At 55.9% G+C, this 14199-nt stretch carries 9 protein-coding genes; 5 read left to right on the top strand and 4 right to left on the bottom strand.

Annotated features, from left to right (window positions below):
- Positions 1 to 439 precede the first annotated feature (439 nt).
- Positions 440 to 829 carry a hypothetical protein gene (locus tag V7775_RS12805; protein WP_335752295.1) on the top strand — a complete coding sequence of 130 codons (390 nt, stop codon included), beginning with the start codon at positions 440 to 442 and terminating at the stop codon, positions 827 to 829.
- Positions 830 to 1093: 264 nt separating this feature from the next.
- On the opposite strand, the gene V7775_RS12800 is transcribed toward V7775_RS12805, so the two are convergent.
- Positions 1094 to 8173 (bottom strand): beta strand repeat-containing protein, encoded by a 7080-nt coding sequence (locus tag V7775_RS12800; RefSeq protein WP_335752294.1) that lies wholly within the window; start codon positions 8171 to 8173, stop codon positions 1094 to 1096.
- A gap of 785 nt (positions 8174 to 8958) precedes the next feature.
- Between V7775_RS12800 and V7775_RS12795 the strand changes: the two genes are divergently transcribed.
- The 3 genes from V7775_RS12795 to V7775_RS12785 all read left to right on the top strand — a co-directional run bounded on the left by V7775_RS12795 (position 8959) and on the right by V7775_RS12785 (position 10446).
- Positions 8959 to 9345: a hypothetical protein gene (locus V7775_RS12795; RefSeq protein ID WP_335752293.1), complete on the top strand. Its 387-nt coding sequence runs from the start codon at positions 8959 to 8961 to the stop codon at positions 9343 to 9345.
- Complete coding sequence (locus tag V7775_RS12790) at positions 9342 to 9509, top strand: hypothetical protein (RefSeq protein WP_335752292.1); 168 nt, start codon at positions 9342 to 9344, stop codon at positions 9507 to 9509. The genes V7775_RS12795 and V7775_RS12790 overlap by 4 nt, the downstream gene beginning before the upstream one ends.
- Positions 9510 to 9720: 211 nt before the next feature.
- Positions 9721 to 10446 (top strand): hypothetical protein, encoded by a 726-nt coding sequence (locus tag V7775_RS12785; RefSeq protein ID WP_335752291.1) that lies wholly within the window; start codon positions 9721 to 9723, stop codon positions 10444 to 10446.
- A gap of 810 nt (positions 10447 to 11256) precedes the next feature.
- Here the strand turns inward: V7775_RS12785 and V7775_RS12780 are convergent.
- Entirely contained in the window at positions 11257 to 11778 is a 522-nt protein-coding gene (locus tag V7775_RS12780; protein ID WP_335752290.1) for a hypothetical protein, read from the bottom strand.
- Between the two features lie 42 nt (positions 11779 to 11820).
- On the opposite strand from V7775_RS12780, the gene V7775_RS12775 reads away from it, so the two are divergent.
- Positions 11821 to 12408, top strand: coding sequence for a Crp/Fnr family transcriptional regulator (locus tag V7775_RS12775; RefSeq protein WP_335752289.1), 588 nt, complete (start codon positions 11821 to 11823; stop codon positions 12406 to 12408).
- Here the strand turns inward: V7775_RS12775 and V7775_RS12770 are convergent.
- Both V7775_RS12770 and V7775_RS12765 read right to left on the bottom strand, forming a co-directional pair.
- Positions 12403 to 12792 (bottom strand): hypothetical protein, encoded by a 390-nt coding sequence (locus tag V7775_RS12770; protein WP_335752288.1) that lies wholly within the window; start codon positions 12790 to 12792, stop codon positions 12403 to 12405. The two genes, V7775_RS12775 and V7775_RS12770, sit on opposite strands and share 6 nt — an antisense overlap.
- Before the next feature lie 122 nt (positions 12793 to 12914).
- Positions 12915 to 14153 (bottom strand): exo-alpha-sialidase, encoded by a 1239-nt coding sequence (locus V7775_RS12765; protein WP_335752287.1) that lies wholly within the window; start codon positions 14151 to 14153, stop codon positions 12915 to 12917.
- Positions 14154 to 14199 lie beyond the last annotated feature (46 nt).

Raw genomic sequence — 14199 nt, 5'->3', positions numbered from 1 at the left:
CAACTGATGGCTGACAGGGGCTTTACGAGGAACATGTCGAGCGCAGGCTGGCAGGTGATATGCCTGACGGATGGGTGAGCTGCCCTCCAATCGATGCTCTGGGGGCAACTTGCGAGATGCTGGGCATTTCGCAAATCTATGGAAAGGACGCGATACTCGGCGGGATGTCTGGGGTCGAGCTGGCCGTGGCGACATCAGTCGGATTTCGATTGCTGGATAGCGGTCCCACGGAAATCACAGCATACTCTCGATAATTGGCCCCTGGGTCCTGGGGATCAGGCGCTCGACTACGTTCTTACGACAAGGCGTCTGCACTCGATCAGGACAGCGGCGAAGACACACAACCTGCATCCGAAGCGATTTCGCCACATTCTAACTGACGCTGGGATCATCACCGAAACAGATTTACCAGATTTCGAGGTACTATTCAGCGCGGTCGATGCAGGAGGTACTTGAGCAAGCGAGTGGGGCGGTCACATTCTCGGCGGCACAGAAACGATTGGGAATGACGCGTTCGCAAATGGAGGCACTCATCCGCGCAGGCATTCTGAAACCGGGGGAGGGAGGCGAAAAGGGCCGACCAAGGTTCACGGAAGCAACGATCCAACACTGGTTGGCCTACTTTACGTCGTTCCCGCCGTCTCCAAATTGGGTGTCCCGGATCGGTATCGCTGAGGCCGCACAAAAATATGGAGCATCCACGGATCGTGTAATGGGCCTGATTTTGGATCGTAGTCTGACACAGGTCTATAGCCTGTCAGGTGTTGCTGGGTTTTCGGCAATTGTGATCGACAAATCGGAAGTTGGAAGGCTTCTGACCAAACCGTGACAGTCCTTGTCTCTGAGTGGGGCGCATAACAAATAGTCAGGGCACTTTGGGCGGATTGCTGACGTTCGCTACGCGGCACACAGATGCGACGGACATACCGCCGCATCCGTCGCACCGATGGATGCGGAGGCCCATCACGCACAAACTTTCAATCTGGACCACTCAAATGGGGGACGTCAGGATTGTGAAGGCCCGTTTCACTCTTTCGTCGATGCCCCCTTTGGATGGTTGGCTGCACCCTTGGGAATCCGCTATGCAGAGCCGTTAGAGGTCAAAATCACTGGCACTCATTGACGTTACACCAAGAAGCAGGATGTTCAGATCAGTGGCGCCATTGCCGTCCACATCCCCCAGAATATAGCCATCGATGCCGTTGGTCACAAACCGTAAATCCCCTGCATTTGCAAAGGCGGATGATCCGACAAAATTGAAGATTTGGTTTCCGCTCACACCAGTATTGGCGTCAATTGCGCTCAGATCGACAACGTCAGCGCCACCGACGCCAAAGTCCTTGATCGTATCGCGCAGCGTAAATGTGCTTTCGCTTGCCAGGTTGAACACAAAGCGATCACTGCCGCCGCCCCCCGTCAGTTCATCACTGCCTTGGCCGCCCACAAGTGTGTCATTTCCCTGCATGCCGATCAGGTCATCCTGCCCGTCAAAGCCAAATATCTGGTCCGCCCCGGCAAAGCCCAGAATGCGGTTATCTGCCGTGCTTCCGATCAGAATATCACCGCCGGAATTAGAGCCGTAGAGGTCCTCGAATTCGGTGAATACGTCAGTTCCAGACGATCCACCAACCGCTTGCTCGGTCCCCTGCAGCCGCAGATTGACCCTGACACCCGCCGCTGCGTTAAAGTAGCTCAGCACGTCCGCATCGCCTGCGCCACCGAGCATGGTGTCATTGCCGCCGGAGCCTTCGATTTGGTCATTCCCCGCACCACCGCGCAGAATGTCGCCGCCGCCAATGCCGTAGATTTCGTCGTCACCGGCGCCACCATCAATGACGTTGCCAACTGCGCTGCCGACCAACAGGTCATGCCCCGTTCCGCCCAGCAGCCCTTCGATCGAGACAAATGTATCCGCACCCAACGCAGCGGAAACAACCTGTGCGCCGCCAAAATTGATATTTACCGCCAGATCATCGCTTGCGGTGGAATAATCAGCCGTGTCAAAGCCACTGCCGCCATTCAACAGATCATTGCCGCTGCTACCAGTGAGCGTGTCGTTGCCCTCGTTGCCGAGCAAGATATCTGCGCCGAAGGTCCCCTCCAGGCTGTCGTTGCCTGTGCCCCCTGTCTGTGTTTCGGCCACATCCGTGATGTTCACCTGCACCGTGCTCAGGAGCACCTGATCTTCGGGGTCAAGAACCGAGATCGTCAGCGTTGCAGCACCATCGCCAAACACGTCTTGCGGGCCTGTGTACTGGATCGCGTCGCTGCTTTGCAGATACGCGTTCAGCGATGCGGTTGTGCCAAAGAGAGACAGCGTATCCGTGCCGGAGGTCAAAACAAAGACACCTGCGGATGACGCGGCAGTCAGAACACCAGTTGATGCAGAAATTGTCAGGATAAGCGGATCGGTTTCCGCATCTGACAAGGTGGTGCCCGACAGATCCAGATCCGAGGCGACTGCCTCATCCGCGACCAACACCGTCGGCAGGCCGCTTCCGGTTGGTGCGTCGTTCAGACCATAGATGGTGACCGTAACGGTGGCAGTATCGACCACGGGCGCAAAGGTCGCCCTGCCGAACACCACATAGCTTTCGCCCGCATTGGAGGTGCCGTTCAGATCGCCACCAGTTGCTGCGATGATCAAATCATCAAAGCCATCGCCATTCACATCACCCGCAGCGGAAACCGCCCCCCCGCTGAAGTCATACGCATCGATCCCGTCGACCCGGAAGCCATTTGTACCATCCAGCGCCGACAACGACAGGCTGGAGTTAAATCCACCCGTGCTGCCGAACACAACATAACTTTCGCCTCCAAAGGAGATGCCGTTCGGATCGCCGCCGTACGCCCCGACGATCAAGTCATCGATCCCGTCGCCATTCACATCCCCGGCAGAGGAAACAGACCATCCGCTGTTGTCATTCGCATCAATCCCGTCGATCCGGAACCCGTTGCTGCCATCCAGCGCAGACAGCGACAGGCTGGAGCCAAAGCTCCCCGAGCTGCCGAACACAACATAGCTTTCGCCCGCATCGGAGGTGCCGTTCGGATCAGCACGGGGAGCCCCGATGATCAGATCATCGATGCCGTCACCATTTACATCGCCCGCAGAGGTGACCGAGCGCCCGCTATTGTCATCCGCATCGATCCCGTCGATCCGGAACCCGTTTGTGCCATCCAGTGCCGACAGCGACAGGCTGGAGCCGAAGCCGCCTGTGTCGCCGAACACAACATAGCTTTCGCCCGCATCGGTGTCACCGTTCGGATCGCTGCTAACCCCCCCGATGATCAGGTCATCGATGCTGTCGCCATTCACATCCCCAGCAGAGGAAACCGACCATCCGCTGTAGTCACTCGCATCGATCCCATCAATCCGGAAGCCGTTGGTGCCGTCGAGTGCGGACAGCGATAGGCTGGAGCTAAAGCCCCCTGTGTCGCCGAACACAACATAGCTTTCGCCCCCGTAGGAAGCGCCGTTCGGATCGCCACCAGTTGCGCCGATGATCAGGTCATCGATGCCGTCGCCGTTCACATCCCCCGCAGATGAAACCGAGAGCCCGCTCTGGTCCGCCCCATCGATCCCGTCGATCCGGAAGCCGTTTGTGCCGTCCAGCGCAGACAGCGACAGGCTGGAGCTAAAGCCGCCCGTGTCGCCGAACACAACATAGCTTTCGCCTGCATTGGCGTTGCCGTTCGGATCGCCACCAATCGCCCCGATGATCAGGTCATCGATGCCGTCGCCATTCACATCTCCGGCAGAGGAAACCGACCCCCCGCTGTTGTCAATCGCATCGATCCCGTCGATCCGGAAGCCGTTTGATCCGTCCAGTGCCGACAACGACAGGCTGGAGCCAAAGCCCCCCGTGTCGCCGAACACAACATAGCTTTCGCCGCTCGGATCGCCACCAGCGGCCCCGATGATCAGGTCATCAATCCCGTCGCCGTTCACATCCCCCGCAGAGGAAACCGACGCCCCGCTGATGTCACTTGCATCGATCCCGTCAATCCGGAAGCCGTTTGTACCGTCCAGCGCCGACAACGACAGGACACCGTCAAAGAAGCCCGCGAACAGCGAGGAATCGTCATCGGTCACGGTATAGGTAAAGCTGTCGGTGCCATCCACACCCGTGCCTAAATATTCAAATGCGCCGTTCGGGTCATAGTCAAACGTCCCATCACCGTTCACTGTCAGCAACGCACCCGAAGCCAGCGTGATCTGGCTGCCCACATCGGTGAACGCGCCGTTCACTTCCACAATGGTCAGCGCATCACCATTCAGATCGCTGTCTGCGCCATTGCCGTTGTCGGCCACTAGATTACGCGTAGGCAAAGCTGTGTTTTCATCGGTGGCAAAGGTATCATCCTGCGCCACAGGCACTTCGTTCACCGCTGTCACCGTGATCGTCTGCGTCACCACCAAGCTGTCAGCGGTGCCGTCATTCACCGTCACCGAAAGCGTGCGATCGCCAGTGTCGGGCATGTTGGAGGTATTGGTATAACTCACTGCGCGCAGCGCCACCTGCCATTCGGCTGGCGTTGCTGTGGCACTGGCAGAGGTCAGCGTCAGGATGCCAGTGTTGCCGTCATAGACGCCCGCGATATTGCCCATGCCAGACGTGTTGGCAAAGGCCAGCACGTCTTCGGCAGTGACCAGCCCGCCAGTGATTGCAACCGTGGCCGAGGCCAGCGTGGTTGTGTCCACGTCGCTGACCGTCACATCCGGCAGGGCCACCAACGCGACCTGTTCGGTTGCCCCGACGGTGGCGCTCAGGCCGCCCAACTCAGGTGCGTCATTCACACCGGCGATGGTGACAGTGACTGTTGCGGTATCAACCACGGGGGTAAAGGTCGCCCGACCGAACACAACATAGCTTTCGCCCGCGTTGGAGGTGCCGTTCGGATCACCGCGATCCGCCCCGATGATCAGATCATCAAAACCGTCGCCGTTCACATCACCAGCAGCGGCGACCGAACGCCCGCTCCGGTCATCCGCATCAATCCCGTCGATCCGGAACCCGTTTGTGCCATCCAGCGCAGACAGCGATAGGCTAGACGTGAAGGCCGCCGTACTGCCAAAAACAACATAGCTTTCGCCCGCAAGGGAGGCGCCGTTCGGATCAGCAAAATATGCCCCGATGATCAGGTCATCGATCCCGTCACCATTCACATCGCCCGCAGAGGCGACCGAACGCCCGCTCCGGTCATCCGCATCAATCCCGTCGATGCGGAACCCGTTTGTACCGTCCAACGCAGACAGCGACAGGCTGGAGGTGAAGCCCCCCGTGCTGCCGAACACAACATAGCTTTCGCCCGCAACGGAGTTGCCGTTTGGATCAGCAAGTGGCGCCCCTATGATCAAATCATCAATGCCATCGCCATTTACATCACCCGCAGAGGCGACCGAACGCCCGCTGAGGTCAGTCGCATCGATCCCGTCGATGCGGAAGCCGTTTGTGCCATCCAGCGCTGACAGTGACAGGCTCGACGTGAAGCCGCCCGTGTCGCCGAACACAACATAGCTTTCGCCGGAGGATGTGCCGTTCGGATCGGCATAGCGTGCTCCGATGATCAGGTCATCGATCCCGTCGCCATTTATATCGCCCGCAGAGGCGACCGAGCTCCCGCTGTTGTCATTCGCATCTATCCCGTCGATCCGGAAGCCGTTTGTGCCATCCAGCGCCGACAGCGACAAGCTGGAGCCAAAGCCGCCCGTGTCGCCGAACACAACATAGCTTTCGCCCGCGCCAGAGGTGCCGTTCGGATCAGCACGATGTGCCCCGATGATCAGATCATCAACCCCGTCGCCATTCACATCTCCAGCTGAGGAAACCGAGCCCCCGCTGAGGTCAGTCGCATCGATCCCGTCGATCCGGAACCCGTTGGTGCCGTCCAGCGCCGACAACGACAGGCTGGAACTAAAGCCGCCCGTGTCGCCGAACACAACATAGCTTTCGCCTGCGTTGTAGGTGCCGTTCGGATCAGCACGTTCTGCCCCGATGATCAGGTCATCTACTCCGTCGCCATTCACATCACCGGCTGACGCAACCGATCGCCCGCTGTAATCATCCTCATCGATCCCGTGGATCTGGAAGCCGTTTGTGCCATCCAGCGCAGACAGCGACAGGCTAGAGGTAAAGCCGCCCGTGTTGCCGAACACAACATAGCTTTCGCCCGCGTAGTAGCGGTCGTTCGGCTTGCCTTTCTCTGCTCCGATGATCAGGTCATCTACTCCGTCGCCATTCACATCACCGGCAGAGGAAACCGACGCACCGCTGTAGTCAGCCGTAAACATCCCGTCGATCCGGAACCCGTTGGTGCCGTCGAGTGCAGACAGCGATAGGCTGGAGGCGAAGGGGTTTGTGAGCGCGAAACTGCCGTCCGTCACTGCATAGGTAAAGCTGTCGGTGCCATCGACACCAGCGGCCAGCGCCTCGAACGCGCCGTTTGGATCATAGTCAAATGTTCCGTCGGCGTTTACCGTCACCAGCGCGCCCGAGGCCAGCGTAATCTGGCTGCCCACATTCGCCGCCACACCGTTTACCGCAGCGATCGACATCAGGTTGTTGGGTGAATCGTCCCGATCGACACCGTTGCCATTGTCGGCCAACACATCGCCGGACAGCGGCGTATCCTCGTCCGTTGCCACGTCGTCATCCGCGGCCTCCACGGCGGCATTCTCGCCGAACACAATATAGCTTTCGCCTGCACCAGAGGTGCTGTTAGGATCGCCACCTTGCGCCCCGATGATCAAGTCATCGATCCCGTCGCCGTTCACATCCCCGGCAGAGGCGACCGAAAACCCGCTGTTGTCACCCGCATGGATCGCGTCGATGCGGAACCCGGTCGAGCCATCCAGCGCAGACAGCGACAGGCTGGAGCTAAAGCCCCCCGTGCTGCCGAACACAACATAGCTTTCGCCCGCACCGCTATTTGCATTGTAAGCCCCGATGATCAGGTCATCGATCCCGTCGCCATTCACATCACCAGCAGAGGAAACAGACCGCCCGCTTTGGTCATTAAAATCAGTCCCGTCGATCCGGAAGCCGTTTGTGCCGTCCAGCGCCGACAGCGACAGGCTGGAGCTAAAGCCCCCCGTGCTGCCGAACACAACATAGCTTTCGCCCGCGTAGTTGGCGCCGTTTGGATCGCCACCTCGCGCCCCAATGATCAGGTCATCCACTCCGTCGCCGTTCAAATCTCCAGCAGAGGAGACAGAAATCCCGCTGACGTCTCCCGTAACGATCCCGTCGATCCGAAAGCCGTTTGTGCCGTCAAGTGCGGACAACGACAGGCTGGAGGTGAAGCCCCCCGTGCTGCCGAACACAACATAGCTTTCGCCCGCAAGGGAGATGCCGTTCGGATCGCCACCAGTCGCCCCGATGATCAAATCATCAATGCCATCGCCGTTCAAGTCGCCCGCAGAGGAAACCGAGCGCCCGCTCTGGTCACTCGCATCAATCCCGTCGATGCGGAACCCGTTTGTGCCGTCAAGTGCTGACAGCGACAGGCTGGAGGTGAAGCCCCCCGTGTCGCCGAACACAACATAGCTTTCGCCCGCGTCGGAACTGCCGTTCGGATCGGCACCGAACGCCCCGATGATCAGATCATCGATCCCGTCGCCGTTCACATCCCCAGCAGAGGAGACCGAATAACCGCTGCGGTCATACGCATTGATCCCGTCGATGCGAAACCCGTTGGTGCCGTCTAGCGCAGACAGTGACAGGCTGGACCCAAAGCCCCCCGTGCTACCGAACACAACATAGCTTTCGCCCGCGCCAGAGGTGCCGTTCGGATCGCCACCTCGCGCCCCAATGATCAGGTCATCCACGCCGTCGCCATTCACATCGCCGGCAGAAGAAACCGAGTACCCGCTGAAGTCAAACGCATTGATCCCGTCGATGCGAAACCCGTTGGTGCCGTCGAGCGCTGACAGCGACAGACTGGAGCTAAAGCCGCCCGTGCTGCCGAACACCACATAGCTTTCGCCCGCAGAGGAGTCGCCGTTCGGATCGGCGATAGGCGCCCCGATGATCAGGTCAGCGATGCCGTCACCATTTACATCGCCCGCAGACGCGACCGATCGCCCGCTGTAGTCATTCGCATCGATCCCGTCGATCCGGAAGCCGTTAGTGCCGTCCAGCGACGAGAGAGAGAAAACAGTTTTGATCATGGAAAGGCATCCTTTACCCGCGGGCTTTGTTTGCGCCAGGGGTCAGGCTGGCAATTGGTCCGGGGCGCAAAGGCCCTACAGTGCTGTCGCTTTGGAGAGGAACGTCAGGCCCGTGGGCCAGCGGGTCAGAACCGCAAAAAATAACAAGCCGCTCAATCGTGCCACACAAATGGTATAGTGCGGACGCTTGTCGTTATCGTGACCGTAGCATCAAGAATAGCGATTGCTACTGCACAGTAGATAAAAGGAAAAACTAATCAAAAATCGAATTACATTAGTTAACAATGACATAATTCACTTTCAAACGATAGCATAAAAGGATGGAAGATCCGATACACGCATGACGTGTCTTAGTTCCTTTTTCACCGCCGAGGCTCTAGCCACATCAACCGATGATCTTGGTGTCGTCTATCGACACAACCCTGCGGATCTCGTCCGAGCGGAACCCGATCAGGCTTGGTTTGCGAGCCTCAGCAATCACCGCGATGTCGGGTTCCATTAAAGCGGCATGATTACGAGCAAGCGCAGCTAACTTCGGCTAACTGCCTGATGTGCCAAATAGGGGTGACTGCTTTGGGCTGGGAGCAGTCATTAGACGTATTTCGCACAAACGGCAGCTAAGAGCCGTTCGTGTGGATGTGCTTGAGAACTGGCGTTCAGGCATTCGACTATTACATTGCTCCAGAGATAGCTGAGTGGTTTCTGAACGGAGCCGAACGCAATCTCGAGGTTTGGTGGTGGCATAAAAAAAGGGGACGGGTTGAAGTGCTCTTACCCAACGGAAAATGGGTAACTGCCTACTGCAAAAAAACGAGCAGTGGGCAGACAAAACCTACGACAATCTTGCAATGTTCGTTGCAGCAGAAAACGTCGAGATCATTCGAGGACAGGAGGCGCGTGATCGTTATCGCGTGGATGCCGACGACCGCACCGCAGAACATGCTGGTTTGCGTGGCATCATGCTGTTTTCGCCGTCATCTGACGATCTGGTTGCCCGCACAAAAGAATTCACTCGGTACATGAATAATCCTGCTTCGGACCCGTTGCTAGGGCACGACTTGGTTGATGATAAAGTTACCTCTCTTTATGATGAAACCCCTTTGATCGAGAACGACGCTTGCAGTCCACCTTTGTCACCAGATCAATTTGATGATGGAGATATCATGGAATGACCGCACTCTCAAAACCTGAGCAACAAGGTGATCTGCGCACAACACCATCGTCACCTGCTGACAAAAGTGCCCCCGCGATCAAACTGGCTTGGTTGCGGGAACGCTATAGAAAGAATCCACGTGATGCGCTTTTCGATGAAGTCATCAAAAAAACATCTTGGTAAACCAACCGGTATGGGCAGATGATTGGATGATCAAACGATCGAACAGGGTGCGAAGGCATGGGAGATGTTAGGAGCCGTTTTATCCTAAGGTCATAAGTTCAGTAACAAAGGCATCTCAGAGGAAGAGTGGCGCCAAGCAGGTGCTGTCGGCTATGACATCGCCCGTAGTGGTCCAGAAGCAGTCTTAGACGCCCTTACCAGAATTGCGGGAATGTCGACAACAACGGCGGGGCAGGCGGGGCCCAAAGCAGTATATGGCAGCTTGTATAAATGGATCGTGTACGGTTCAAAAGCAGTCGAGTTTGGCCCCATCCGCGACCTACTTCATGAGAACGTCTTGAACACACTTGCCATAGAACCTGACGATGTATTGCTCGGAGTGAGGGTGACTGGCCGCCGCTTACATTCTGTTTACAGCCTTTCGGTGCAAGCTGGTCTTGCATCAGAAGCCAGCTGGGACCTTGCTGCTCACCGCCTGGTGTTTGATGCCGAGAGCGCCGAACTACTTTGCCGTGACATTATTGAAAGCGTGTCTCTGCATCTGGTCTCAGCCATTATTGGATCTTCGCGCACTCAGGCAGAAAGCCTATATCGCGAGAGAATAGTTGTGACGGTTTTCGAGATTGATGCGCAACGGAAGATTGGGAAACTTGCATTCGCTCGTCGCCATCCTTCCAGTTTATTGGACAGCATCAACCGTCTTCCCATCGCACCATCTATAGCACCAGATTTTGTCACTCTTATCAGCGGGACTAAAAGAACAAGTTTGACCACTGGCAGCATCATGTCGCGGGTGCTTGATGGCAGCCTTGTCGCTTACCGCCTTGGCGATGAAGCGACTTTCATCGGTATCAGATTTCATGCCAAAGACTTGGATCCAATCAAGACGCGGCAACCAAGCGGCAGGCATAAAGTAAAACGAGTGGTAAACTCATGAGCCTAGTCATGCGAACCTTGGGGGGCCTTTTTGGCGTCCCTTGTTCTTTGGCACATCCCTGAGGCTGCGATTACTTACCGTTTCAAGGATTCCGCTATGTGACTTCAGGACAGAGTTGCTCTTCTTACGGATGAAACTGCAATATCTTTCGCATCGCGTCTGGCCGCCGAGTATTCGATAGCAGGGTTTCTGAAGGGCGATCAGGAAACCTTCAAGACGCTTGCTGCCCTCAGTGGTGTCACTCTCGATAGCCTGACGTAAAAGGCATTCATACCAACGGGAATTTCAACATAGCAGCGCGTGAGGCAGGAATTCGGCAAGCAGAACCTTCGGAGAGGCCGAAGCCGCATTTGCCCTGTGTGCTTTCGCGAAGAGACGAGTTCCGATTTAACGCCTGATACAGCACTTGAGGCATGTGGTCGGGTCCTGCGGGCGCTCGCGTCAGCGCGAGTAGGGGCCGTGAATTTCAGATTCTTGGTTCAAAAGAACAGGCGAAATAAAGATCTGTCGGAAGCCTCGATCTCTGGTTTTTTTGTCGCAAAGGTTTAGAATATGGTTCTCTATGTCAACTTGCTTCAGGTAGCCTGGCGGTTGAAGAGATTGCTGCCAACGCACCGAATACAAATCTGCGAACCGTCACGCGCCTTATCTCTGGTATCAAGATTGTCGCGAATAGTCAGACGCCGCATTGGCGCGGGCTCCGCGGCAGCTGGACAGCGAACTTTCGTTACAATTGACGGGATGGTCTGCCATTTGGAACAAGTCACCCCCAATCATATTATGTCTTGAAGATCTGCCCTCTATAAATCTTCAATGAGGTGATCGCCCTGATGCGATCATAAGGTGATGCTGTTGATGATGCGCGCCGATTGTCATCAATCCGAAAAATCCAAGACCCAAAACTTGTTGCATGTCTTCCTCAGTGCCGACCGTAACGGTCATAACAGCACCATCTTCCATTTTCTGGGCGATGACAGTCCAGTCGGATGATCCTTGTAACATTGGACTATGTGCCATCACCATACGTTGGATGGATGCCGCGACTTCCTCATCTCCCTTGACCATGAACGTCATACCCAGCCCATCAAATGTTCGTTCAACCGACGCCTTTGTCGTCACGTTATCCATGTCTATCAGGTGATCACGCAGGGCTTTTATGTCGATTTTTTCCCAATCCGTCTTGGGATCGTCCCGTAGCAACGTGACAATCTCGGCTATCGCGGCGAATTGAGATTGTCCCGTTTCACTGGGAAGATGTAACTGATGTGCATGTTGTGCAATGGCACTTGATGCCATGAGCGTCATCGTTACTGAGATAAGACCGAATTTCATTGAACTCTCCTATTTTCTTTAAGCCTATCCAAAGTGAATGAGGTGACATATGATTTCGATCATATGATTGATGATCCATTCGCCCTTTTGCCGCCTTCAGCCCGTCGTACCGAGGATATGTCCGAAGGCGACGTGTTATTTCGGCAAGACCAATCAACCTCAGGGCTGTACCTGGTCGTCGAGGGGGGCGTATCCCTTCGCCGTACAAGCTTGGGTGGTGATATTCTGAACCTCCATAAAGCCGTTTCGGGTGGATACTTTGCCGAAGCCTCAATCTTTTCGGATCGGTATCATTGCGATGCGATCTGCACAGAGTCCGGGACCGTTATGAAGATCTCCAAAACAGCAGTCATCGACATGATGCAGTTGAACCGTTTGTTCAGTGAAGGGCTTACTGGATTGCTGGCTGTGCAGGTTCAACAGTACCGCGCCCAGATCGAAATATTGGCCATTCGCTCAGCCAAGGAGCGCGTCCTTGCCGCCGTGCAAGCAGGGTATCTGGACGCGAAAGTGACTGACTTAGCTTCGCGTATCAATCTTACGCACGAGGCTTGCTATAGAGCGTTAAGGGCCTTGTGTGATGACAAGCGGATGGCGCAAATCGGACGCGGCGAATACCGGTTATTATAAAGCCCAGATCAACCATAACCCTACGCCCACTATAACGTCTACAACAACGCAGGCAGGGATATACCACCGTGGCATAGCGACCTTGAACAGTGGTGTATGATGCAGAAAATCCCAAGCCGCATGTGCCAGATACCCCAGTGGGATAAGGTGCGGTGCAAGTATCAAAGCCCAAGATGCAATGCCGACAAAGGCACAGGCTGCGATGCTCTCGATAATGATCCGTCTCATCCGTCCGTCCATGACAGCAAAGCCGATGTAGACGCCTGCGATGAGTGTCAGGACGGTCGCTGCGAGTACATGAGAGACGGTGACGGGCAGCACCAAATGCAGAGCGAGTGAGCACAGGCTGATGACGCTCCAAACAGGGATCGTGTGGGTAGCCATGATATTTTACTCGCGCGGATGGTTTGTCAACGAGAGGCTCTTATTTGCATGATTGTATAACCGACAATTATCGACAACAGAATTTCTTGTGATGGTAATTCAACCCGAACCTCACCCCATCTCTATTGAAAGCGCATTACTCTAATGGTTGTGCCACCTTTTAGATTTTGGTGATCTGTCTCTTGGGCCGCAGTCCATGCCAAAAATACGCTATTCTTTCCCGACGTCATACGTGGAAAGCCAATGGATGGGCCATCGTTGCTCGTCGTCAGCGTTATAGGTTCGATACAGCCTTCCCCAGATTTGATTGTGCAGACCATAATAATTTCGGCGTCAGACCCGTGCTCTACCCATGTGACTACTGCTGACTGTGCGTCGCGCATCAAGATATCGACGCGGCCCTGAGGGTTGCCGAAATCCACCTGCAATGGTGCCTCGAAACTGACGCCGCCATCTGACGAAAACGCGACGTTTACTGCTGGCTTATTATTTGCTGCGGTGAACCAAGCAACAGCCACGGTCGTGTCGTGCGCATCAACAGCGGGACCGTTGACCGGACAGCCGTTTATCTCCCAGCCGTCTTTGGCAACTAGTGTGGGTGTCGACCAGACGCGATCATTCGTGCGGACAATGGCGATATCGCGAATTTCTGTCGGACTGCGATCGCGGTAGACGCTGATGATGTCACTACCCGCGACCAGCGCAGCCGAGGTCTGGCAACAGGTGCAGGTGCGGGCATCGATAAGCGTATCAGGGCCCAGCGTACCGTCAGGCGACAGAGTTCTGGCGCGCAGGTGCATTGCATTGCTCAGGTCTTCATCGGATGTTTGGTTGTCGTAGGACCCTGCATCCAGCCAGATTGCCATCATTTCCTGCTCAACAGGCTGAAAGGAAACAAAGCCATGTTCGCTTTGTGATCTGTCGTCGTGCAATATAAACGGTGCGTTCCAAGTTTTGCCCTCGTCGGACGAAAGGGCAACCATGACGTTATATTGATACGACGATATTCCGTTTTTCTGCAGCCAATGTGCTGCCCATGTGCCGTCAGCAAAGGCAGCGACGGAGGGGAAGTCGGCCCAATTGACGAAAAGGTCATCCGCCTGAACAACGGTCTGCGGCTCTGACCATACATTTCCGTCCAGAATGGATGTCTTTACCGCAAAGTCTGCGCCGACGGGCTCGGTCCAACTCAACAGAATGCGTCCATCTGGCAGGCGAGAAAGGTTTGGCTCGCGTGCGCCATCTGAAACCGGCGGCGGTAGATCGACCATTTTTGTTTGGGCAGAGACGGCGCCCGTCATCAACAGAGCCGTCAACACAAGCGCGATAAGTTTCTTGAACGTGAACGCATAGTTGAGCATCGTATCTGGCCCTCTTTGATATTGATCGCGCCTTCGCCTCGACTGC

The sequence above is a fragment of the Sulfitobacter sp. genome (genome assembly GCF_036960155.1).
Taxonomy (GTDB): domain Bacteria; phylum Pseudomonadota; class Alphaproteobacteria; order Rhodobacterales; family Rhodobacteraceae; genus Sulfitobacter.
This window is presented reverse-complemented; position numbering and strand designations above follow the sequence as displayed.